The organism is Nocardia sp. NPDC055050, assembly GCF_053608345.1.
Map to the genome: position 1 here is coordinate 17095 of NZ_JBSGVG010000050.1, position 21881 is coordinate 38975.

The following is a 21881-nucleotide window of genomic DNA, read 5'->3' on the forward strand; positions in this document are numbered from 1 at the left end:
CGCATGAAGCCCGACACCGTGGTGCTCGACCCCGCACAGCAAGCGGCCCTACACGCGCTCGAATCACTGCTCGATCCGGTCGACGGACACCTCGCACACGGTGGGCACCTTGCTCGACGCACTGGCCGGTTCGGCCTCCCGCGCCTCGCTGAAAGCGGCGGTCGGCGATCGGGCGCTTTCGCCGCCCTGCGCGGGCGCCCGGCCGCACTCGGCAACCAGCAGGCAGATCGCCCCGGGGGCTCCGGCGATCCGAGGGCCGATCGCGGCGGCATCTACCTGCACGGCCGACCGGGCCGCGGCAAGACCATGGTGATGGACAGGTTCTTCGGCGCGGTCGAGACACGGCGCAAGCGCCGCTTCCACTTCCACAGTTTCTTCGCCGCCCTCCATACCGCCACGCACACGCTGGGTTCGATCGAACGGGCCATCGACGAACTCCTCGGCGACGCCGACCTGGTCTGCTTCGACGAATTCCACGTCACCGATATCGGCGATGCCATGCTCGTCGCCCGCATGCTCGAAGCCCTCTTCGCCGACCACCGCGCCCTCGTGGTCACCTCGAACTACCGGCCCCAGGAGCTCCTGCCCAACCCGCTGTTCCACGACGCGTTCCTGCCCACCATCGAGTTGATCCTCGCCCACCTCCGCCCGGTCGCTCTCGATGGACCACTCGACTACCGCACCCGCACGTCACACCGCGACACCGGCTTCCTCGCGGGTCGCTACGTGCTCACAGTGGGTGCCGGACCCCTGACGGGTGCCGGCCCCGTCGAGGTGTCCCTCGGCAACGGCCGGACCATCCGCGCCCACGCCGCCACCGATGCCATCACCCTCGATTTCCACGACATCTGCGCCGCCCCCACCAGTGCCGCCGACTACCTCCGCCTCACCGAGCGCTACCGCCACTGGACCCTGCGCGAGGTCCCGCCGCTGCGCGAGGTCCCGCCGGACTGGTCGATGCGCCTGGTGAATCTCGTCGATGTCCTCTACGACGCCGATCTCCCGTTCACGATCCACGCTCCGGAGCCCGCGCACGACCTGACAGCGGGCGTCCCGGCGATCCCCGATCTGGCTCGCACCGCCAGCCGCCTCGGTGAGTTGCCATTAACTGGCGTGTCAGACGTTCGCACTGCTTAGCAAGCCCTTGATCGCGGGGGGACAATAAGAGGGGAGGGGTCCAAAAGCATCGATTTCCTCTCGAGCGGACCACTCGGCATGTAACTATGTGGCTGTTTTGTGCAGTCTCTGGGGTTTGGTGGTACAGCTGTGATCGGGGTGAATCAGCCCATTACGCGGGCGATCGTCGTGATCGCACTGGTCGTCGCTTCGACGATCGCGTTGCAGGGCACGCTGCCCGGCTCCGGCGCGACCTCGACCGGAGCCCCTTCCGCGCTGCTCGTCGCCGTGATGCCGGTACTGCTGCTGGTCTCGATCGTCATCCTGGTCGCGGGCGTGATCGCCAGTCAGCACCGCCTGCCGCTGGCGATGCCGGAAGCCGAACGCGACGCCATGCCGCGCATCCAGTGGCGCAGGATGGCGCTGCTGGTCCCGGTCGCCGTCGCCGCGGTGGCGCTGATCTTCGCAGGCGGGGTCACCGCACTGTTCCTGCTGCCCGGCGCCCGCCCGATGCGCCCGGCCTCCGAGACGCTGACCGAGGGCTCCGGCCCCGTCCCCACGACCGACACCCATGCCGCGGATCCCACCACCGGACCCACCGAACTCACCGGCACCGCCCTGGTGATCGCGGCGATCCTGGCCATCGTGCTGATCGTGGTCGCGCTGGTCGGCCTGGTCGTCGTGGCTGTCGCCGCGCGTCGTGAACCGGCCCCCGTCGCGCCCGTCGAGGACGAACCGACCTCGAGCGAAGTCGACTCCCTCACGCGCGCCGCCGAAATGGGCCTCGCGGCGATGAACGCCCCGGGTCAGGACCCGCGCACCGCCATCATCGCCTGCTATGTGGCGATGGAGCGCGGTCTGTCCAGCGACCGCGCCGCCCGCCCGCTGGCCTCGGACACCCCGATGGAGGTGCTGGCCAGAGCCTTCGAAAGCGGTGTGCTGCACGATGCTTCGGCCCGCGAGCTGGTCGCGCTGTTCGAGGAGGCGCGGTTCAGCCCGCACTCGATGCTCGAATGGCAGCGCATGCGCGCCGAACAACTGCTGCGCATCGTCCTCACAGACCTGCAGCGCAGGCTGGTGACGGCATGAGCGGACCGGAGGCGGTAGCTCGCGTCACCACGCAGGTCGCCGGAGCATGCCAGGAGGGCTCAGCGTGAACCGGACTTCGGTGATTGTGACGGCCGTGCTCGCGGTCGCGGTGATCGAAGTGACGTTGGTGCGTCTTGATCGTGACTCGGTGCTGCTCGCGGTCGCCGTGCCGGTGGCCGCGGCGCTCGCGATGCTGGTCTGGTCGCTGCGGCACCGCGTGATCCGTGAGGAACCGCTCACCGAGTACATCGACAACGGTCCGGCGGAGATGCTCGGTCGCTGGCACGCGCGCGCCGAGATGCTCACCGCCCGCGCCGACGGCACCCGCGCCGACTGGGACCGCCACCTGCGGCCACTGCTCGCCAAGGAATTCGAGCTGTCCACCGGGCTGAGGGTTTCCAAGAATCGCCGGGCCACCGAGGCCGCCGGTCAGCTGCAGTTCGGACCTGAACTGTGGCGCTGGGTGGATCCGGCGAACTCCGCGCTGCGCGATCACACCGGTCGCGCACCGGGTAGAGAGGCGCTGGATGAGATCCTGCGCCGTTTGCAGACGATGTGAGGGGTTAGAGGCCACCGATGACAATGCCGTTGAACGTGACCGTCCAGCGCTCCGATGCCGTACTGCGTGAGCTGGGCCGTGTCGTGGTCGGCAAGCGAGATGAGTTGCAGCTCATCATGATTGCCGTGCTGGCCGGAGGCCACGTACTCATCGAGGACCTGCCGGGCCTCGGAAAGACCCTGATCGCGCGGTCTTTCGCGGCCGCGCTCGGCCTGGACTTCACCCGCGTGCAGTTCACGCCCGATCTACTGCCCGCCGACCTGCTGGGTTCGACGATCTATGACATGGCGTCGGGCCGGTTCAACTTCCGTCGCGGTCCGGTGTTCACCAATGTGCTGCTCGCCGACGAGATCAACCGCACGCCGCCCAAGACCCAGGCCGCGCTGCTGGAGGCGATGGCCGAGGGCCAGGTGAGCATCGATGGCGAAACCTTCCTGCTCCCACAGCCGTTCGTGGTGCTGGCCACCGACAACCCGATCGAGTACGAGGGCACCTACCCGCTGCCCGAGGCCCAGCTCGACCGCTTCGCCATCCAGCTGCGTCTCGGTTACCTCTCCGAGGCCGACGAGACGCAGATGATCCGGCGCAGGCTCGAACGTGGTTCCACCGCACCGCAAGTGGGCCAGGTGGTCGACGCGCAGGGGCTGATGGAGATGCGTCAGTCGGTCGAGTTCGTCACGGTGCACCCCGACGTGGTGAGCTACGTCGTCGCGCTGGCCTCGGCCACCCGCAGTCATCCGCAGGTGGAAGTCGGCGCCAGCCCACGTGCCGAACTCGACCTGGTGCAGATGTCGCGGGCGAGGGCGCTGCTCCTCGGGCGCGACTATGTGATTCCCGAAGACGTGAAAGCCCTCGCGGTGGCGGCGATGTCGCATCGCATCACGTTGCGCCCCGAAATGTGGGTGCGTCGTATCCGCGGCGAGGACGTCATCACCGAACTACTCCGCCGGCTACCGGTGCCCCGCGCCACGAGCACATGAAGCATCGCGACGAATCCAGAACGGTCGAGGTCGACCTCCGGTGGCGGCCCGCGCCACTGGTGTTCATCCTGGCCGGTTGCGCGGCAGCGGCACTGGTCGTCGCGGTGCTGCTGGGGCAGTGGCAGCTGGTCGTCTTCGCGGCGCCGATGCTCGGTGTGCTCGCAACCGCGCCGTGGCAGCAGGCGCCGACCAGGGTCCAGGTCGACGGCAGCGGCACCGTGCGCTGTTTCGAGAACGAGGTGATCGGTTGCAGCGCGGTCGCTTTCGTCGAGAGCGGGCACGCGCTGCTGCGGATGACCGCCCTGCCGATGCCCGGCCTGGAACTCGAGGTCGAGGAAGCCCACGATTCCGGTGGTGCGCCCGCGGGCATGCGGCTCGGGCTCTCGGCCACCCGCTGGGGCCGGTATCCGGTGCAGGTGAAGGTGTCCGCGCTGAGCCCGGCCGGTCTCGCGGTCGCGACCACCGAGCTGCCCGCGGCCAAGCTCTACGTGTACCCCATCGCCGATCCGCAGCGAATGCGCATGCCGCGCACCGAACTTCCCGACCGCATCGGAACCCACCTGACCCGCAGGCACGGCCCCGGTGTCGAATACGCCGACATCCGCGCCTACACGCCGGGCGATCAATTGCGCGCCGTCAACTGGCCGGTGAGCGCGCGGCGCGGCAGGCTCTACGTCACCCAGCGGTTCACCAACCGCTCCGCCGACGTGGTCGTCATGGTCGACACATCTTTGCAGGCGCCCGGCCCCGCCAGCGCTTCGCTGGAACTGTCGGTGCGCGGCGCCGCCCAGGTGGTGCAGTCGACCCTGCAATCCGGCGACCGCACCGCCGTGGTCTGCCTCGGTGAATCGCCCCGCTGGCTGCGCCCCGACATCGGCCGCAGACAGTTCTACCGCATCGTCGACACCGTTCTGGGCGTCGGCGACGAACACGTCGAGACCACCGGCACCCTGGCACCGCACGCCGCCGTGCCGATCGGCGCGATCGTGGTGGCCTTCTCCACCCTGCTCGACACCCAGTTCGCGCTGGCCCTGATCGACCTGCGCAAACGCGGCCACGTGGTGGTCGCGGTCGACGTCCTGCGCGGCACACCCTTCGAGGACGGCCTCGACCCGACCATGGCCAAGATGTGGCAGCTCGAACGGGCCTCGATGTATCGGGACATGGGCACCGTCGGCGTCGACATCATCGCCTGGCCCGAAGACACCCGCCTGGACCAGGCCATGCGCCTGCTCCCCGAACACCGCCGAGCAGTACGGGTACGCCGATGACGAGATTCCTTGCTCTGCTGGCCGGTCTGCTCCTGGTCGCCGCGGTCGCGCTGATCAATCCCCTCGCCGGGGTGCCCGCGCTGGCGCTGGTGATCGCGAGCTGGTGGTGGCGCCCGGCCTCGGTCGGCGCGGTGCTGATCACCGTCGCCGCTCTTGCCTTCGCCGACGTCGGCGTAATAGCCGCAGCGGCAACGGGTTTGGTCGCCACCACCTACCTGCTCAACGCGGCCGTCCTGCACGCTCCCGAGGGCGTGGTCCCCACCACCATCCCCTCGGTGGGCGGCGCGGTCCTGTTCACCATCGCCGCCGCCACCGCGGCCTGGGTCCCCGTCCAGCTGATCTGGGCGCCTCTGGCCGCGCCCATCCTCATCGTCGCGATCTACGCACTCCTGGTGAGCGGCCTCTCGGCCAAGGGCCCCACCGTCGAAGAGATCCGCATCGAGTAGGTCGCGGTCAGGCGGGGTCTTTGACCAGCACCGCTCGGGTGTAGAGCAGGGCGAAGCCTTGGGACTGGGAGTTCTGCTGGGATTTCGATCCGGGCTGGGTGGTGACGACCGCGAGGTCGCAGTCGGCCGCGGCCGCCGCGTTGAGCCGGGTGGAGAGCAGCGCTGTCTGGACGCCTTGTCGACGATGCTCGGGGAGCGTCGCCGCCCCGGCGAGAGCGGCGATGCCGCCGGCCAGGCGAAGGCTCGCGCCGCCTGCGGGCTCGCCTGCGCGGTAGGCCAGGTAGCGATGGGTGTTGTTGGTGGCAGCCAGGTCTCGGACGGCGGAGGCGAGGATGTCGCGAGGGAAGTCCTCGGTGGCGGGTAGGCCGTCGTCGTCGGGGTGGGCGAAGCCGTCGACGACGATATCGAGCCAGGTATCCATGTCGTCGTCATCGCGGCGCACCTCGACCGACTGCGGAACCTGCCACGCACGGCCGCGCAGGCGCAGGCCGAGCACATTCTCGAACGATGTCAGCCGATACCCGCGCGCGGTCAGTTCGGCGCCGATCCGCGGGTCGGCGAGATGGGCCAGCTCGACCTGGACCGGCGCCCCCACCTCGGCATAAGCCTGTTCGACCGCCTCCCACTGCGCCGTCGAGGGCACCACGGTGAAGCCGACGCCGACCACCTTGTTCAACGGCGAGTTCGGGCCGGCGAAACACGCTGCGCCACCGGCGATCTCCTGTGTGAACCCGCCGGTCGTCGTGGTCGCCCCGCGGAGTCCCGCGTTCACCCCACCGGCAATGGCCTCGGTCTCCATCCGCTCGATTCGACCGGCCATGCCGGTATCGCAGAACAACGCCGCCGCATCCTCGCTCATCAGCCAGTTATATCGCCCCTGTCCAGCGAGTTTCCGAGGGTCGGCGGACTAGCGGTCGGGCCGCCAGGGGATTCGCCCGTCGCCGTCGCCGGTGGGGGTCCGGTTCTCGGACCAGTCCCACAGGGGCTGGAGAGACTCGGCGAGAAGGGCGCCTTCGGTGGTGAGCTCGTAGGCGCCGCGCTGGCCGTTCTTGCGGATCAGCGCCGCGGACTGGAGCTGCTGGAGGCGGTCCGAGAGCATGCTCGACGAGCAGTTGCCCATGCGCCGGCGCAGGTCGAGGAAGCCAAGGGGGCCTGGCTCGAGTTCCCAGATCACGCGCAGCATCCAGCGCTGGCCGAGTAGGTCGATCGCGGCCAGGATCGCTTGCGAGGGTTCGTCGCCGGTTGCGCTTCTCATTCAGAAGCACGATAGTTGCTTCTGAATCAGAAGCGTTATGACCGGTCGGGGATGTGGCGAGGAGATCGACGATGGATTCGACAATTCAGCGAATCGTGCTGGTGACCGGGGCCTCGCGGGGCATCGGGGCGGAGGCGGCCGCGCAGTTCGGGGCTGCGGGAGCGCATGTCGTCGTGAACTTCCGGGAGAAGCGCAAGCGGGCGCAGGATGTCGTGGACGGGATCGTGGCGGCGGGCGGGAGCGCCTCGGTGCTCGGCGCCGATGTCTCCGATCCGGCGGCTGTCGAGGCAATGGTCGAGGAGGTCGGCCGGACGTTCGGCCGGCTGGATACCTTGGTGCTCAACGCGTCCGGCGGACTCGAGCGGGACGCCGATGCCGGGTACGCGCTCCGACTCAACCGGGATGCGCAGGTGAACCTGGCGACGGCGATGCTGCCGCTGATGCCCGAGGGCGGCCGGATCGTGTTCGTCACCAGCCATCAGGCGCACTTCATCCACGAAAACGACAACGTGCCACACGGTTACACGCCGATCGCACGGAGCAAGCGGGCCGGCGAGGATGCGCTGCGAGCGCTGATCCCCGAATTCCGTGAGCGCGGAGTCGGGTTCACGGTGGTGTCCGGCGACATGATCGACGGGACGATCATCGTCCGCCTGCTGGAACGGCGCGACCCGGGCAGTGTCGAATCCCGCCGCGCGGCCGGCCCGTTGCCCACGGTCGAGGACTTCGCGCGCGTGATCGTTCAGGCCGGCACCGACGCGGTCGCGGACGGCCACACGTTCTACGTCGGCGGTCACGACTACCAGGCTGCATCGCGGCGGTGACGGACTCGATCCAATTGGATCGAGTCGAACCCGCAGCAGTTAGTCCTTGGGATCGCTGTGCACAAAGAAGCTGTGTGCAGAGAAACAGCACCGGGCCGGCAGGATATCTGCCGGCCCGGTGCTGGGTGGAGAACTATCAGGCGGTGACCGAAGCTTCGCGCTGGAGTTCCAGGGCGATGTCGATGAGCTGGTCTTCCTGGCCGCCGACGAGCTTGCGCTTACCGGCGCGGACGAGCATTTCCGCGGCGGAGACGCCGTAGCGTTCGGCCTGGCGTTCGGCGTGGCGCAGGAAGCTGGAGTAGACGCCCGCGTAGCCCATCATCAGGGCCTGACGGTCGAGCAGGCATTCCGACGGCATGGCCGGGCGGACCACGTCCTCGGCGGCGTCGGTGACGGCGAAGAAGTCCACGCCGGTCTTGACACCGAGCTTGTCGCAGACGCCGATGAAGGCTTCGACCGGCAGGTTGCCCGCACCCGCGCCGAAGCGGCGAGCCGAGCCGTCGATCTGGGTGGCGCCCGCGCGCACGGCGTAGACCGAGTTCGCCACGGCGAGGCCGAGGTTCTCGTGGCCGTGGAAGCCGACCTGGGCGTCGTCGCCGAGTTCGGCCACCAGCGCCGAGACGCGGTCCGAAACCTGTTCCAGCACAAGCGCGCCCGCCGAGTCGACAACGTACACGCACTGGCAGCCCGCGTCGGCCATGATGCGCGCCTGCTTGGCCAGCAGTTCCGGGGTAGTGCTGTGCGCCATCATCAGGAAGCCGACGGTCTCCAGGCCCAGATCCCGCGCGTAGCCGAAGTGCTGAATGGACACATCGGCTTCGGTGCAGTGGGTGGCGATGCGGCAGATGGACGCGCCGTTGTCCTGCGAGATCTTGATGTCCTCCTTGATGCCCACACCGGGCAGCATCAGGAAGGCGATCTTGGCCTGCTTGGCGGTCTCCGCGGCGGCCTTGATCAGTTCCTGCTCCGGGGTCTTGGAGAACCCGTAGTTGAACGAGGACCCGGCCAGGCCGTCACCGTGGGTGACCTCGATGACCGGGACACCGGACGCGTCGAGCGCGCCGACGATGTCGCGAACCTCGGTCACGGTGAACTGGTGACGCTTGTGATGCGAGCCGTCACGCAGCGAGGTATCGGTAACGCGCACATCGAGTTCGCCCGAGTAGGGCTTGCGCACATTGCTCATGATTGAGTTCTCCCTTACACCCGAGCCGAGATGATTTGATCGGCCAGCACATCGCCGACCTTGGTGGCCGCGGCCGTCATGATGTCGAGGTTGCCCGCGTACGGCGGCAGGAAGTCGCCCGCACCCTCGACCTCGACGAAGATCGACACCTTCGCCAAGCCGCCGGATACCAGCGACGGGTCGTCGAACTGGGGTTCGTTGAGCAGTCGGTAGCCGGGCACGTACTCCTGAATGGACTTCTCCATCCGGAAGATCGACTCGGAGATCGCGTCGCGATCGGCATCCTCGGGGATGGCGCAGAAGATGGTGTCGCGCATGATCATCGGCGGCTCGGCCGGGTTCAGGATGATGATGGCCTTACCGCGTTCGGCGCCACCGATGGTCTCCACACCCTTGGAGGTGGTCTTGGTGAACTCGTCGATGTTCGCGCGGGTACCCGGACCGGCCGACACCGAGGACACCGAGGCCACGATCTCGGCGTAGGACACCGGTACAACCCGCGAGACCGCGTTGACCATCGGAATCGTGGCCTGGCCACCGCAGGTGATCATGTTGACGTTCGCCGCGTCCCGCAGCGAATCCAGGTTCACCGGGGGGATCACGGCCGGGCCGACGGCGGCCGGGGTGAGGTCGACGGCACGAATACCCGCGGCCTCGTATTTCGGCGCGTACGCACGGTGCACGTAGGCGGAGGTGGCCTCGAACAGCAGGTCCGGCTTCTCGTCGAGGGCGAGCAGCCAGTCCGCGCCCTCGGCGGAGGTTTCCAGACCCAGCCCGCGTGCCCGCTTCAGCCCCTCCGAATCCGGGTCGATGCCGATCATCCAGCGCGGCTCGATCTTGTCCGAGCGCAGCAGCTTGTACAGCAGGTCGGTGCTGATGTTGCCGGACCCCACGATCGCGGCGGTGACTTTGCTGGTCACGGTGTACTCCTTGGGAAGTCTGGTTCAGCGGAAACGCAAACGGACGGAACCGAGTCCGGTGAACTCGGCGAGGAAGTCGTCACCGGGGCGGGCGTCGATGGCGCGGGTGCAGGAACCGGGGAGCACGATGTCGCCCTTCTTCAACCGCACCCCGAAGGTCGCGACCTTGCGCGCCAGCCACGCGACGGCGATCACCGGATCGCCCAGCACCGCGTCGCTGCGGCCCTCGGCGATGACCTCGCCGTTGCGGGTGAGCACGGCGTCGATGGCCTTGATGTCGATGTCGCCGGGTGCGACGCGCTCCTTGCCGAGCACCCACCCGGCCGAGGAGGCGTTGTCGGCGATGGTGTCGGTCAGGCCGATCTTCCAGTCGTTGATGCGCGAGTCGATGAGTTCGATCGAGGGCGCGTACGCGACGGTCGCGGCCAGCACGTCGGCCTCGGTGCAGTCCTCGCCGGGCAGATCGGCGCCGAGCACGAACCCGACCTCGACCTCCACGCGCGGCAGCAGGAACTTCGAGGTGTCGACGGGGACGTCTTCGTAGACCTCCATGTCGGCGAGCAGGTGACCGTAGTCGGGCTCGTCGACGCCCATCATCTCCTGCATCGCCTTCGACGACAGCCCCACCTTGTGCCCGACGACCTTCGCGCCGGACCGGAGCCTGCGCTGGATGTTGAGCAGCTGGATCTCGTAGGCGTCGACCACATCGATATCGGGGAACCGGTCGACGAGCGGCGACACGGCGACCCGGTCGTCTTCGGCGCGGGCGAGTTCGTCGGCGAGTTGAGTTCGTACCGCGTCAGGCAGCACGCGGACCTCCTTGGCAGCACGGTCGGAAGGATCTGGATGCCAAAACTGTAACCGGTTTTCCAGTTCAGCATCAGCCGTTCACCTGACAATACAACGCTACATCTGGTGATTTCTGCAACATGTTCTACTGAGTTCTACTTTTATCTGTCCAACGACCGGACCCTTCTATAACGTGTTCTACATGAGTGATCGGGAATACGATGTCGTGGTCGTCGGTAGCGGCGCCGCCGGGATGACCGCCGCCCTCGCGGCGGCGCACAAGGGACTGAGCGTTGTGCTGCTGGAGAAGGCCGCGCACTACGGTGGGTCGACGGCCCGATCCGGCGGTGGCGTCTGGATTCCGGGCAACAAGGCGTTGCTCGCCGCGGGCCGCCCCGACGACCGCGAGGACGCGCGCACCTACCTGCACAGCATCATCGGCGACGTGGTGCCCGCCGAGAAGATCGACACCTACCTCGATCGCGGCGCCGAGGCGTTCGACTTCGTCCTCGACCACACCCCGCTGAAGATGAAGTGGGTTCCCGGCTACTCCGACTACTACCCCGAGGCCCCGGGCGGGCTCGGCCAGGGACGTTCGTGCGAGCCCACGCCGTTCAACGGCAAGGTGCTCGGCGCGGAACTGGCCAATCTGGAACCGCCCTACGCCAAGGCGCCGCTGAACGTCGTCGTCATGCAGGCCGACTTCGTGCGGCTCAACCTGATCCGCCGTCATCCCAAGGGCGCGATGCGGGCGTTGCGCGTCGGCGCGCGCACCTACCTGGCCAAGTGGACCGGCAAGCATCTGCTCGGCATGGGGCAGGCCATCATCGCCGCCATGCGCAAGGGCCTGCTCGACGCGGGCGTGCCGGTGCTGCTCAACACCCCACTCACCGACCTGGCGGTCACCGACGGCAAGGTCACCGGGGTCAAGGCCACCGTCGACGGCGAACCGGTCACCTTCACCGCGCGCTACGGCGTGGTCCTCGGCGCGGGCGGGTTCGAGCACAATGCCGACATGCGGGCCAAGTACCAGCGTCAGCCGATAACCACTGAGTGGACAACCGGTGCCGCGGCCAACACCGGCGATGGCATCGTCGCGGGTATGGCAGCGGGTGCGACGGTCGGATTCATGGAGGACGCCTGGTGGGGTCCGACGATCTTCAAGGGTGGCAAGCCCTGGTTCGCGCTGGCCGAGCGCAACCTGCCCGGCACCATCATGGTCAACGACCGGGGCGAGCGGTTCGGCAACGAGTCCGCCCCCTACGTCGAGGCGGTGCACACCATGTACGGCGGTGAGTACGGGCAGGGTGCGGGCCCCGGCGAGAACGTGCCGTCCTGGCTGGTGTTCGACCAGCGCTACCGCAACCGCTACATCTTCGCGGGCCTGCAACCGGGACAGCGCTTTCCGTCGCGCTGGATGGAGAACGACTACATCGTCAAGGCCGACACGATCGGGGAGCTCGCCGAGCGCATCGGCGTGCCCGTCGACAACCTGACCTCGACGATCGAGCGTTTCAACGGCTTCGCCGCCGCGGGCAAGGACGAGGACTTCGGCCGCGGCAACAGCCACTACGACCGCTACTACGGCGACCCGACCGTGAAGCCGAATCCGTGCCTGGCCGAACTGTCGCAGGGCCCGTTCTACGCGGCGAAGATGGTGCCCGGCGACCTCGGCACCAAGGGCGGCCTCGTCACCGATACGGCCGCACGTGTGCTGCGCGAGGACGATTCCGTCATCGACGGCCTCTACGCCGCGGGCAACACCAGCTCGCCGGTGATGGGCCACACCTACGCGGGCCCCGGCGCCACCATCGGCCCCGCGATCACCTTCGCCTACCTGGCGGTCCTCGACATCGTCGCCAAGAAGTCGACCGACTCGACGAAGGCGACAGCATGAGGGTCAGCCCGACGATCACGATCGGCTACCTGGCGGTCATCGACGTCTCGACGACCGGGTCGGCGGACGAGGTCGACGGATGAACGAGCCATTCGTACTGTTCAGCAGACATGCAGGAGTAACCCATGCCCATTGATCTGGCGACCGCGCTCGGCGCGACTCTGCCCTCGCGCGAGTTCAGCTGGACGCCCACCGACGTGCAGCTCTACCACCTTGGCCTCGGCGCGGGCGCCCGCCCGACCGACCCGGCCGAGCTGGCCTACCTCGACGATCGCGCACCCCAGGTGCTGCCGACGTTCGCGACGGTGGCGCCGACCCTCGGCGAAACCGAGCCGCCGCGAGTGAGCTTCCCCGGCATCGAGATCGACCTGGCCAAGGTCGTGCACGGGCACCAGGAAGTAGTGGCGCACAAGCCGATTCCGGCTGCGGGTAAAGCACTCTGGGCAGGTCGGATCGTCGAGATCTGGGACAAAGGCGCCAACGCGGTGATCGTGCAGGAGCACACCATCACCGGATCCGACGGTGAACCGCTGTGGACCGCGCGGTCCTCCATTTTCGCCAGGGGTGAAGGTGGTTTCGGCGGCGAGCGTGGTCCGAGTGCCCGCGTCGAACTGCCCGATCGCGCCCCCGACGCGGAGCTGCTCACCCCCACGTTGCCACAGCAGGCCCTGCTGTACCGCCTCTCCGGCGATCGCAACCCGCTGCACTCGGACCCCGAATTCGCCCGTGGCGCAGGTTTTCCCGCCCCGATCCTGCACGGGCTGTGCACCTACGGCACGGTATGCAAGGCCATCACCGACGCTCTGCTCGACAGTGACGCGGGCCGGGTCGGCGGGTTCCGGGCCAAGTTCGCCGGCGTGCTCTACCCGGGCGAGACCTTGCGCACCAAGGTGTGGCGCGAGGGCGACCAGTTGATCGCGGTCGTCACCGTGGTCGAACGAGACGATGCCCCCGTCCTCAGCGATGTCGCCCTGCGTATCGCCTGATCCGAACCACTGATCACCAGGTCACCAGAGCGTGAGAACGCCGGTGGCCTGGTGATCATTTTTCGAGCGCGGTGATCGCTTGGGCGATGCGGCCGTCCGCGCACGCCGATTCGATGGCCGCGAACCCGGCCGGGCGCATCCGCCCCGCGGCGATGAGGGCTTCGGCCTTGGCGACGTTGACCTGCGACCAGGGGCTCCGTGCTCGACGCGGCGAGTATCGCTGCAGGTAGTGGTGGGCGTCGAGGCCGCGGCGATGGCTGTCGATCCAGCCGTAGCAGAGTGCGCCGTCCAGGGTTTCGCTGATCGTCACCGACTTCTCGGGGGCCTTCTTCTTTGCGATCAGCACCCACACCTCGCGGGCGTCGGCGTGGTTCGCCGCCAGCCACGTGTCCCAGGCTTCGGCGTCGGGGCAGGTGATGAATTCGATGTCCATGCCACCTATCCTCCGACTCAAAGTGCTCACCGAATGAGCACTTTTAATTCACGCCGGTTCGAGTGTCGCCAGTAGGGCGTCGGCGGCACGAGTGGCCTGTTCGGTCCGTCGGGAATCGACGACTCCTTGCAGGTGAAACGCCCAGTGCGCCTCGAACAGGCACGCGAGCCCGTAGGCGCTGGTCGCGACGCGATCCGCCGGGGCGGCCGGGTACGCGGCGGCGAGCTGTCGCTCCAGTTCGGGTAGCCACCGCTCGGTCCACAACTCCCGCAGGCTGTGCCGGACCACCTCATCGCGCGCCGCGAGATTCACCAGTTCGCTCCACACCACCAGGTCGTCGCGGTTTCCGTAAGCGCCCGGTGCGAACATCCGTGCCACTCGATCCTCGATCGTCCCCTCGGCGCCCAGTCGCAGTTGCGCGTCACCGTACGCGGCGACGGCTTCGGTGACGAAGGCCCGCATCAGCCCGTCTCTACTGCCGAAATAGTGCAGCACCAGCGTGCGCTGCACCCCAGCCGCCGCGGCCACTCGCGACAGCGTCGTATCGGCGAAACCGTCGCTCGCCACGACGGAATGAGCGGCCCGCAGGATCTGACCGATCCGCTCCTTGGCCTTGCTCGGCCGCCCGACTTTATTTACTGTCATGTTAGTCAATATATTCGACGGGGAGGCAGTCATGCGAGTTCTGGCACTGGGTGGGGCAGGGGAGATGGGCAGGGTCGCCGCCCGCATCATGCACGGCGACGACAGGGTGACAGCACTGACGATCGCCGACCGGGACGAGGCCGCGGCGCGCGCGCTCGCCACCGAACTCGGCGCCACCGCTTGTCGACTGGACGCCACCGACGGTCCGGCGCTGATTTCGGCGATGCGGGATTTCGACCTGGTGGTGAATACCGTCGGCCCATATTTCCGCTTCGGCCCACCGATCCTGGCGGCGGCGATCGCCGCGCGCTGCGACTACATCGACATCTGCGACGATCCCCAACCGACCATCGACATGCTGGAACTCGACGCGGCGGCGCGCGCGGCGGGGGTGACAGCGCTGGTCGGCATGGGCGCCAGCCCCGGTATCGCCAATCTGCTCGCCGTGCTGGCGGGCCGGGAACTCGACCGCGTCGACTCCGTGGTCACCGGCTGGAACATTCACTCCGCGCACACCGAACCGGCCGGTCCGGGGGCGACCGCGGCCGTGGTGCACGGCATGCGACAGATCGCCGGTGACATTCCGGTCATCCGCGACGGCGTGCGCGCCCAGCGCCCGGCCCTGGAACGGATGCGCATCGACTACCCGGGCCTGCGCACCGGCGAAGGCCGCAGCTTCGGTCACCCGGAGGCGATCACCGTGGCGCGAGCCTTCCCCGAACTCCGCGACGCGACCACCGTGGTCGTCGGCGACCGCTCGACCTCGGCGGCGCTGCTGGCCCTGCGCTGGGTAATGGGCGCTCGCCTGTTGACGCTGGATCAGGCGGCCGGGGTGGCAGCCCGCGTGGAACGACTCCTGCCCGCCGACCCGGCGAAACTGATCACCGCCGGTGGCCTGCCACCGCTGTTCGCCGTCGCGACGGGCCTGCGGGCTGGAGTCGCCGCGACCGCCGCCACGGCGCTGTGTCAGGTCCCCGGTCTCACGATGGCCGACAACACCGGCGTGCCGTTGGCGGTCGCGGCACTGCTGCGGGCGAAGAGCCCCGGCGTCCACACGCCGGAGACCCTGCTCGATCCGCACGAATTCTTCACCGCGTTCGCCCCGCACTGTCTCGGTGCACCACGCCCGGCCGCGATGACGGTCACCACGCGCAGCTGGGACACCGAGGAGGAGAACGCCGCGGCACTGTCGTCCGCGCTGCTGACCGCACTGCTCACCGCGAGATGAGCAGTGCACGCCACGCTGCCGACCGAGGCCGTGACCGCCTGCTCAGGCCGGTCGATTCACAGCCAGGTGTCGAGGCTGGTGGTGGTGAGGAAGTGGTCCAGGTCCGCGCGCCAGGGGGCGGGGGTGGTCTTGTCCGGCTCGATGCCGGTGTACTGGCCGCGGTAGAACAGCAGCGGACGACCACCGGTGGTGGCCGACTCCGCGAGCGCGTGGACCCGGCCGATGACGATGTAGTGGTCACCGCCGTCGACGACGGAGTCGACGGTGCATTCGATGGTGGCCAGGGAATCGTCGAGCACGGGGACGCCCAATGCGGATGTCCGCCAGCCGACTCCGGCGAACTTGTCGGTCTCGCGTGAGCCGAAGCGCGCGCACGTCGGCTGCTGTTCCTCGGAGAGCACGTTCACGCAGAACTTGCCCGCAGCCTCGATCGCCGCCCACGACCGCGACCCCTTGGTGGGGCAGAACAGCACGAGGGGCGGGTCGAGGGAGAGCGCGGCGAAGGACTGGCAGGCGAACCCGATGGGCTCACCGTCCGGATCGAGCGCGGTGATCACGGTGATGCCGGTGCAGAACTGCCCCAGCACGGTGCGGAACTGCCGGCCGTCGATCGCCGGTATCTGTTCAGTCATGTCCTTCGCCGCCCGTTCCTATTGCTGTTTGAATCCGACAGTGAAGTCGTGACCCCACAGGCTCACCGCGGTCGATTCGCGGGCGATCCAGTCGTGGTCGTCGACTTCCAGTCCTTCACAGCCGAATTCGATGTCGAATCCGCCGGGAGTCTTCATGTAGAAGGACAGCATCTTGTCGTTGATGTGGCGGCCGAGAGTGGCCGACATCTTCACCTTCTTGCGATAGGCGCGGTCCAGGCAGAGACCGACGTCGTCGGAGTTCTCCACCTCGACCATCAGGTGCACGATGCCGGTGGGGTTCGGCAGCGGCAGGAACGCCAGCGCGTGGTGGCGCGGGTTGCAGCCGTAGAAGCGCAGCCAGGCCGGGTCGCCGTCGGCGGGACGGCCGACCATCTGCGGCGGCAGCCGCATGGAGTCGCGCAGCCGGAAGCCCAGGATGTCCTGGTAGAACGCCTGTGCCGCGGCATCGTCGGTGCAGGTGAGAACCACGTGGCCCAATCCCTGCTCGGCGGTGACGAACTTGTGGCCGTAGGGGCTCACGAAGCGGCGGCCCAGGTACTGCGCGCCGTAGAACGCCTCGAGGGTGTTCCCGGACGGATCCTGGAACCGGATCATGCCCTCGACGCGTCGCTCACCCAGCTCTTCCTTGGTGCCCTCGGTGAAGGCGACCCCGGCCTTGCTCAGGGTTTCCCGCAGCTGTTGCAGGCCGGGCCCGTCGGTGACCTCCCAGCCCGAGACCAGCAGCCGGTCCTGCTCGCCGGGAACGATCACCAGTCGGGCGGCGAAATCGTCCATGCGCAGGTAGAGCGCGTCGGGGTTCAGCCCGGTGCCCTCCATCATGCCGAGAACCTTGAGGCCGTACTCGCGCCAGGCCGCCATGTCGGTGGCCTCGATGCGCATGTAGCCCAGGGCGCGAATGCTCATTACTTCTCCCCGAGGAAATCGACGGTGAGCCGGTTGAACTCGTCGAACTTCTCCAGCTGTGCCCAGTGCCCGCAGCCACCGAACACGTGCAGCTGGACGCGCGGGATCACCTTGGTGGCCACGAGCGCGCCGTCGAGGGGGTTCACCCGATCTTCGCGACCCCAGATCAACAGCACCGGCTGACGCAGCTTGTACGCGTCACGCCACAGCATGCCCTTCTCGAAGTCCGCGCCGGCGAAGGACTTGCCCATCGCCTTCATCGCGGCCAGCGACTCGGGGGTACTCGCGAAGGCGAACCGCTCGTCGATGAGTTCCTCGGTCACCAGGGACTGGTCGAAGACCATGATCCGCAGGAACTTCTCCAGGTTGTCCCTGGTCGGTTCGTAGGTGAACTTCGAGAGCAGCTTCACGCCCTCGGTGGGGTCGGGCGCGAACAGGTTGGTGCTCAGCCCGCCCGGACCCATCAGCACGAGTTTGCCCGCGCGCGTGGGGTGGTCGAGTGCGAACCGCACCGAGGCGCCGCCGCCGAGAGAGTTGCCGAGCAGGTGCACCCGGTCGGTGATCTCGAGGTGATCGAGCAGCGCGAGCAGTGCGTTCGAGCTGTGCACGAAGTACTGCGGGTGGTCGATCGGCTTGTCGGACTTGCCGTAACCCGGCTGATCGGGCGCGATCACGTGATAGCGCTCGGCCAGCACCGGGATGTTGCGGGCGAAGTTCGACCACGCCGAGGCACCGGGTCCACCACCGTGCAGCAGCACGATCGTCGGCCCGTTGCCCACTCCGGCTTCGTGGTAGTGCAGCTTCAGATCGGGGGTGACCTGCGCGAAGCGTGAGGTCGATGCGTAGGTCAGTTCAGCGGTTCGGGTCATCGGCTACACCATGGCGTCGGTGACGGGCAGGCCGAACTCGTGCGTGCCGTACATCACGTAGGCGCGCTCGGGATCGTTGGCCGCGTGGACCCGCCCGGCATGCGCGTCACGCCAGAAGCGTTGCAGTGGCGTGCCGTTGGCCAGGGCGGTGGCGCCCGAGGACTCGAAGAGCTTGTCGATCGAGGCGATCACGCGACCGGTCGAACGCACCTGGTCGCGACGGGCGCGCACGCGCAGATCGAACGGCACCTCCTCGCCCGCCAGCAGCAGTGCGTACTCCTCGGCGACATTGCCCGAGAGCTGACGCCACGCGGCGTCGATATCGCTGGCCGCCTCGGCCACGCGCACCTTGGCGAACGGATCGTCCTTGGCGTTCTCGCCGGCGTAGGCGGCGCGCACGCGCTTGCCCTGGTGCTCGACGTGCGCCTCGTAGGCGCCGTAGCCCATGCCGACGATCGGCGCGGAGATGGTGGTGGGGTGGATGGTGCCCCACGGCATCTTGTAGACGGGGTCGGTGTTCTGCTCGAGGCCGGGCGCGCGGCCCTCGCTCATCGCGCGGAAGCTCAGGAACCGGTGCGACGGGACGAAGATGTCCTCGACGACGACGGTGTTGGAGCCGGTGCCGCGCAGACCGACGACGTTCCAGACGTCATCGATGCGGTAGTCCGAGCGCGGGATCAGGAAGCTGCCGAAGTCGACCGGCTTGCCGTTCTTGATCACCGGACCGCCCAGCACCGCCCAGGTGGCGTGATCGGAACCCGAGGACCAAGCCCACGAGCCGCGCACGATGTAACCACCGTCGACGGCCTGTCCCGCTCCCATCGGCGCGTACGAGGACGAGATGCGCACATCGGTGTCCTCGCCCCACACGTCCTGCTGGGCCTGCTGGTCGAACAGCGCGAGGTGCCAGTTGTGCACCCCGATGATGCCCGACACCCAGCCGGTGGAACCACACGCGCTGGCGATCCTGCGCACGGTGTCGTAGAAGACCACCGGGTCGGCCGCGTGGCCGCCCCACTGCTTGGGCTGGAGCAGCCGGAAGAAACCGGTCTCCTGCAGCGCCTTCATGGATTCTTCGGGAATGCGGCGCAGGTCTTCGGCCTCCTGCGCACGCTCACGCAGCGTCGGCAGCAGTGCCTCGACCCGTTCGGTCACTTCTTGCGTCATTTCGGAGCCCGCTCCTGCCCTTGTCGGATCGACAACCGGTTCTTTTCGTCTCTGAGATTAGAACAGGTTCTCGTTTCTGTCGAGAAGATCGCCCTACCTCGGATATAACAGGAGTCAACAAGGAAGTTCGCTGGACAACTGGCGTGAAGTGGCTCAGTTTTGTAACGTGTTCTAGTGAACGAGGAGGGTTCGGGATGGCGATCAACCCCAAGGTGAGGGAACTCGATGTCGGTGCACCGCCGACGAGGTTCGCGCGTGGCTGGCACTGTGTCGGCCTCGCGTCGACGTTCCGCGACGGTAAACCGCACGCGGTCGAGGTCTTCGGTACCAAGCTCGTCGTGTGGACCGATACCGACGACCAGATCCGCGTGCTCGACGCCTACTGCAGGCATATGGGCGGCGACCTGAGCATGGGAACGGTGAAGGGCGACGACATCGCCTGCCCGTTCCACGACTGGCGCTGGGGCGCCAGCGGAAAGTGCACCGCGATTCCGTACGCGCGCCGCGTTCCGCCGCTGGCCCGCACCCGGAAGTGGACCACGCTCGAGCGCAACGGTCAGCTGTACGTCTGGCACGATCACGAGGGCAACGAACCGCCCGCCGAGGTCACGATCCCGTACATCGAGGGTCCCTACACCGACGAACAGGGCAATCCGACCGAGGCCCACAACAGCGGCTGGACCGACTGGACCTGGGACTCGTTGCTGATCCAGGGCGCCAACTGCCGCGAGATCATCGACAACGTCGTGGACATGGCGCACTTCTTCTACATCCACTACGCCTTCCCGACGTTCTTCAAGAACGTCTTCGAAGGGCATGTGGCGACGCAGTTCCTGGAGACCAAGGGCCGCCCCGACGTCGGTATGGCCGCCAAGCACGGCGGTGACACGCTGCTGAAGTCGGAGGCGTCCTACTTCGGGCCGTCCTACATGATCAATCCGCTGGTGAACATCTACAGCGGGTACGAGATCAAGGTTCAGCTGATCAACTGCCACTACCCGGTCGACCAGGATTCGTTCGTGCTGCAGTGGGGTCTGTCGGTCGAGAAGCCCAAGGGCCTGCCCGACGAGGCCGCGAAGAAACTGGCCGACACGATGGCCAAGTTCTTCGGCGACGGCTTCCTGCAGGACGTGGAGATCTGGAAGCACAAGTCCAAGGTCGAGAACCCGCTGCTCTGCGAGGAAGACGGGCCGGTCTACCAGCTGCGTCGCTGGTACGAGCAGTTCTACGTCGACGTCGCCGAGGTGACCGAGAAGATGACCCAGCGCTTCGAGTTCGAGGTCGATACGACCAAGGCGAATCAGGCGTGGGAGGCCGAGGTGGCGGAGAACTTGCGCCGCAAGGCCGAATCCGAGGAAGCAGGCGTCTGATATGAGCCAGAGCGAGCCGCAAAGGTCCGGCGATCCGTCGCAGCTCGCTTCGGCGGAGCCGGGGTCGGGCGAATCCTCGCAGCGTGCGGGGACTCGCCCGACCTGGGCCAAAGCGCCCGATTTCGCTGATCAACCCGCGCGGCAAGCCGCGGTGCGGGCGCAAACTGTGGTCGACAAACAGCATTACCTCGACACGGGTCTCACACCACTGCGGTGCCAGGCGTGCTCGGCACAGGTGCTGGTGCGCAAGGCGAGTCAGCACCAGACCTCGGTGCAGTGGACCGAGCGACCCGACGCGCACTGCCCGATCTTCGCGCAGCTGACCGCGCACGGTGCGCGGCCGGGTCGGCCGGAATCGTGTCCGTCACTGGAGAAGTCGATCAAGTGGGCGGTCGACGAAGGCGTGCTCGACGTCGGCGAATAGTCAGCCGAACGGGGAGTGCGGGCGATCCTGTCGCACCCCGTCGAGGTAGATGTCGACCTTCTCGTTGTAGAAGCACGCCAGCCCCGCCACCTTCTGGCTCTCCGGCAGCGGCGTGCGGTAGATCCAGACCAGGTCGGTGTGCTCGGTGTCGCCGACGCGCACGTTCCAGTAATCGGCGGTGCCCTTGTACGGGCAGCTCGTGTGGGTGTCCGACGCGGTCAGCAGATCCATCCGGACATCGGTCAGCGGCAGGTAATACCGTGCGGGCAAACCGGTTTCGAACAGGATTCGGGGCGAATGCGAGTCCGCGACGGTCACTCCGTCGATCTCCACCCGCACGTGCCGGGAACTGCCGAGAATGTCCACGCGCGAATACGGATCGCGCGGATGGACGAAGACCTGCTCGTCTTCCTCGAACCAGTCGAACGCGGCGATATCGAGCCGCACAGCGTCTTTCAGCTCCGACAGCGGTGAGTCGAGATAGCGCAGCGCCGCACCGTCGGCGCGCAGACCCTCGACCGTCACGTCGTAACCCGTCGCGTCGCCGCGGCTGGGGGAGTGCTCGGTGACCCCGTTCGGATCGAGGTCGGCGCGCACGTCGGTGAGTGGCACGTAGTAGGTCGGGTAGTACGGGATCTCCCAGACCAGCAACGGCCGGAGCGTGTCGGCCACCAGCTTCCCGCGCAGATAAACCCGTACTCGCTTCTGTCCGGTCTCAACCTTGACACGTCCACGTCGGTCCTCGGTCATGCACCAACGCTACCCGAATTCCGAACCCCGAACCCCGACCCTTAGGGAGGGGCCGGACGCGCAGCGGCCGGGTTCGCGGCCGTCCCGTCGATCAGGTGCCGTTGCGTAGGCGACGAAGGAG

General features: G+C 67.7%; 24 protein-coding genes. 12 read left to right on the plus strand and 12 right to left on the minus strand.

What is annotated here, in order from left to right:
• The first annotated feature begins 3 nt into the window (after window positions 1–3).
• From zapE to ACWGCN_RS32180, 6 genes are all read left to right on the plus strand, one after another.
• Window positions 4–1137 (plus strand): cell division protein ZapE, encoded by a 1134-nt coding sequence (gene zapE / locus ACWGCN_RS32155; RefSeq protein ID WP_452459754.1) that lies wholly within the window; start codon window positions 4–6, stop codon window positions 1135–1137.
• Window positions 1138–1275: 138 nt separating this feature from the next.
• Window positions 1276–2205 (plus strand): DUF4129 domain-containing protein, encoded by a 930-nt coding sequence (locus ACWGCN_RS32160; protein WP_378990699.1) that lies wholly within the window; start codon window positions 1276–1278, stop codon window positions 2203–2205.
• Between the two features lie 64 nt (window positions 2206–2269).
• Complete coding sequence (locus tag ACWGCN_RS32165; protein ID WP_101464691.1) at window positions 2270–2764, plus strand: hypothetical protein; 495 nt, start codon at window positions 2270–2272, stop codon at window positions 2762–2764.
• Window positions 2765–2781: 17 nt separating this feature from the next.
• Entirely contained in the window at window positions 2782–3744 is a 963-nt protein-coding gene (locus tag ACWGCN_RS32170; protein ID WP_378970823.1) for an AAA family ATPase, read from the plus strand.
• Entirely contained in the window at window positions 3741–5015 is a 1275-nt protein-coding gene (locus ACWGCN_RS32175; protein WP_101464690.1) for a DUF58 domain-containing protein, read from the plus strand. The genes ACWGCN_RS32170 and ACWGCN_RS32175 overlap by 4 nt, the downstream gene beginning before the upstream one ends.
• Window positions 5012–5461, plus strand: a complete 450-nt coding sequence (locus ACWGCN_RS32180) for a hypothetical protein (RefSeq protein ID WP_378990697.1) — start codon at window positions 5012–5014, stop codon at window positions 5459–5461. The genes ACWGCN_RS32175 and ACWGCN_RS32180 overlap by 4 nt, the downstream gene beginning before the upstream one ends.
• 7 nt (window positions 5462–5468) lie before the next feature.
• On the opposite strand, the gene ACWGCN_RS32185 is transcribed toward ACWGCN_RS32180, so the two are convergent.
• Both ACWGCN_RS32185 and ACWGCN_RS32190 read right to left on the minus strand, forming a co-directional pair.
• Window positions 5469–6299: a GNAT family N-acetyltransferase gene (locus ACWGCN_RS32185; RefSeq protein WP_452459761.1), complete on the minus strand. Its 831-nt coding sequence runs from the start codon at window positions 6297–6299 to the stop codon at window positions 5469–5471.
• Window positions 6300–6368: 69 nt separating this feature from the next.
• Complete coding sequence (locus ACWGCN_RS32190) at window positions 6369–6716, minus strand: winged helix-turn-helix transcriptional regulator (RefSeq protein WP_379312357.1); 348 nt, start codon at window positions 6714–6716, stop codon at window positions 6369–6371.
• A 71-nt stretch (window positions 6717–6787) separates the two neighbouring features.
• Between ACWGCN_RS32190 and ACWGCN_RS32195 the strand changes: the two genes are divergently transcribed.
• A complete protein-coding gene (locus ACWGCN_RS32195) occupies window positions 6788–7540 on the plus strand; it encodes an SDR family oxidoreductase (protein ID WP_452459755.1) in 753 nt (250 codons plus the stop codon).
• 136 nt (window positions 7541–7676) lie between these two features.
• Here the strand turns inward: ACWGCN_RS32195 and dmpG are convergent, their stop codons facing one another.
• Genes dmpG through ACWGCN_RS32210 form a run of 3 tightly spaced genes read right to left on the minus strand, consistent with a single transcriptional unit; the run spans window position 7677 to window position 10456 of the window.
• Window positions 7677–8726 (minus strand): 4-hydroxy-2-oxovalerate aldolase, encoded by a 1050-nt coding sequence (gene dmpG / locus ACWGCN_RS32200; protein WP_387446239.1) that lies wholly within the window; start codon window positions 8724–8726, stop codon window positions 7677–7679.
• A gap of 14 nt (window positions 8727–8740) precedes the next feature.
• Window positions 8741–9646, minus strand: coding sequence for an acetaldehyde dehydrogenase (acetylating) (locus ACWGCN_RS32205; RefSeq protein WP_378990693.1), 906 nt, complete (start codon window positions 9644–9646; stop codon window positions 8741–8743).
• 24 nt (window positions 9647–9670) lie between these two features.
• Complete coding sequence (locus tag ACWGCN_RS32210) at window positions 9671–10456, minus strand: 2-keto-4-pentenoate hydratase (RefSeq protein ID WP_378990692.1); 786 nt, start codon at window positions 10454–10456, stop codon at window positions 9671–9673.
• Window positions 10457–10628: 172 nt separating this feature from the next.
• On the opposite strand from ACWGCN_RS32210, the gene kstD reads away from it, so the two are divergent.
• Entirely contained in the window at window positions 10629–12332 is a 1704-nt protein-coding gene (gene kstD / locus ACWGCN_RS32215; RefSeq protein WP_452459756.1) for a 3-oxosteroid 1-dehydrogenase, read from the plus strand.
• Between the two features lie 125 nt (window positions 12333–12457).
• Entirely contained in the window at window positions 12458–13318 is an 861-nt protein-coding gene (locus ACWGCN_RS32220) for a MaoC/PaaZ C-terminal domain-containing protein (RefSeq protein WP_378990690.1), read from the plus strand.
• Between the two features lie 55 nt (window positions 13319–13373).
• Here ACWGCN_RS32220 and ACWGCN_RS32225 read toward each other — a convergent pair whose 3' ends face one another.
• Entirely contained in the window at window positions 13374–13751 is a 378-nt protein-coding gene (locus ACWGCN_RS32225) for a YdeI/OmpD-associated family protein (RefSeq protein WP_452459757.1), read from the minus strand.
• A gap of 48 nt (window positions 13752–13799) precedes the next feature.
• Window positions 13800–14396 (minus strand): TetR/AcrR family transcriptional regulator, encoded by a 597-nt coding sequence (locus ACWGCN_RS32230; protein ID WP_452450149.1) that lies wholly within the window; start codon window positions 14394–14396, stop codon window positions 13800–13802.
• A 31-nt stretch (window positions 14397–14427) separates the two neighbouring features.
• On the opposite strand from ACWGCN_RS32230, the gene ACWGCN_RS32235 reads away from it, so the two are divergent.
• Window positions 14428–15624 carry a saccharopine dehydrogenase family protein gene (locus ACWGCN_RS32235; RefSeq protein WP_452459758.1) on the plus strand — a complete coding sequence of 399 codons (1197 nt, stop codon included), beginning with the start codon at window positions 14428–14430 and terminating at the stop codon, window positions 15622–15624.
• 56 nt (window positions 15625–15680) lie between these two features.
• On the opposite strand, the gene hsaB is transcribed toward ACWGCN_RS32235, so the two are convergent.
• The 4 genes from hsaB to hsaA are packed head-to-tail and all read right to left on the minus strand — an operon-like array spanning window position 15681 to window position 19216.
• Window positions 15681–16256, minus strand: a complete 576-nt coding sequence (hsaB, locus tag ACWGCN_RS32240) for a 3-hydroxy-9,10-secoandrosta-1,3,5(10)-triene-9,17-dione monooxygenase reductase subunit (protein WP_378990686.1) — start codon at window positions 16254–16256, stop codon at window positions 15681–15683.
• An 18-nt stretch (window positions 16257–16274) separates the two neighbouring features.
• A complete protein-coding gene (hsaC, locus tag ACWGCN_RS32245; protein ID WP_378990685.1) occupies window positions 16275–17180 on the minus strand; it encodes an iron-dependent extradiol dioxygenase HsaC in 906 nt (301 codons plus the stop codon).
• Complete coding sequence (hsaD, locus tag ACWGCN_RS32250) at window positions 17180–18049, minus strand: 4,5:9,10-diseco-3-hydroxy-5,9,17-trioxoandrosta-1(10),2-diene-4-oate hydrolase (RefSeq protein WP_378990684.1); 870 nt, start codon at window positions 18047–18049, stop codon at window positions 17180–17182. Before hsaD ends, hsaC begins: the two co-directional genes overlap by 1 nt.
• Before the next feature lie 3 nt (window positions 18050–18052).
• Complete coding sequence (hsaA, locus tag ACWGCN_RS32255; RefSeq protein WP_452459759.1) at window positions 18053–19216, minus strand: 3-hydroxy-9,10-secoandrosta-1,3,5(10)-triene-9,17-dione monooxygenase oxygenase subunit; 1164 nt, start codon at window positions 19214–19216, stop codon at window positions 18053–18055.
• A gap of 194 nt (window positions 19217–19410) precedes the next feature.
• Between hsaA and ACWGCN_RS32260 the strand changes: the two genes are divergently transcribed.
• Window positions 19411–20586, plus strand: coding sequence for a Rieske 2Fe-2S domain-containing protein (locus ACWGCN_RS32260; protein ID WP_378990681.1), 1176 nt, complete (start codon window positions 19411–19413; stop codon window positions 20584–20586).
• Between the two features lies 1 nt (window position 20587).
• Window positions 20588–21010: a hypothetical protein gene (locus ACWGCN_RS32265; protein ID WP_452450146.1), complete on the plus strand. Its 423-nt coding sequence runs from the start codon at window positions 20588–20590 to the stop codon at window positions 21008–21010.
• Here the strand turns inward: ACWGCN_RS32265 and ACWGCN_RS32270 are convergent, their stop codons facing one another.
• Window positions 21011–21760, minus strand: coding sequence for a DUF427 domain-containing protein (locus ACWGCN_RS32270; RefSeq protein WP_452459760.1), 750 nt, complete (start codon window positions 21758–21760; stop codon window positions 21011–21013).
• Between the last annotated feature and the right edge of the window lie 121 nt (window positions 21761–21881).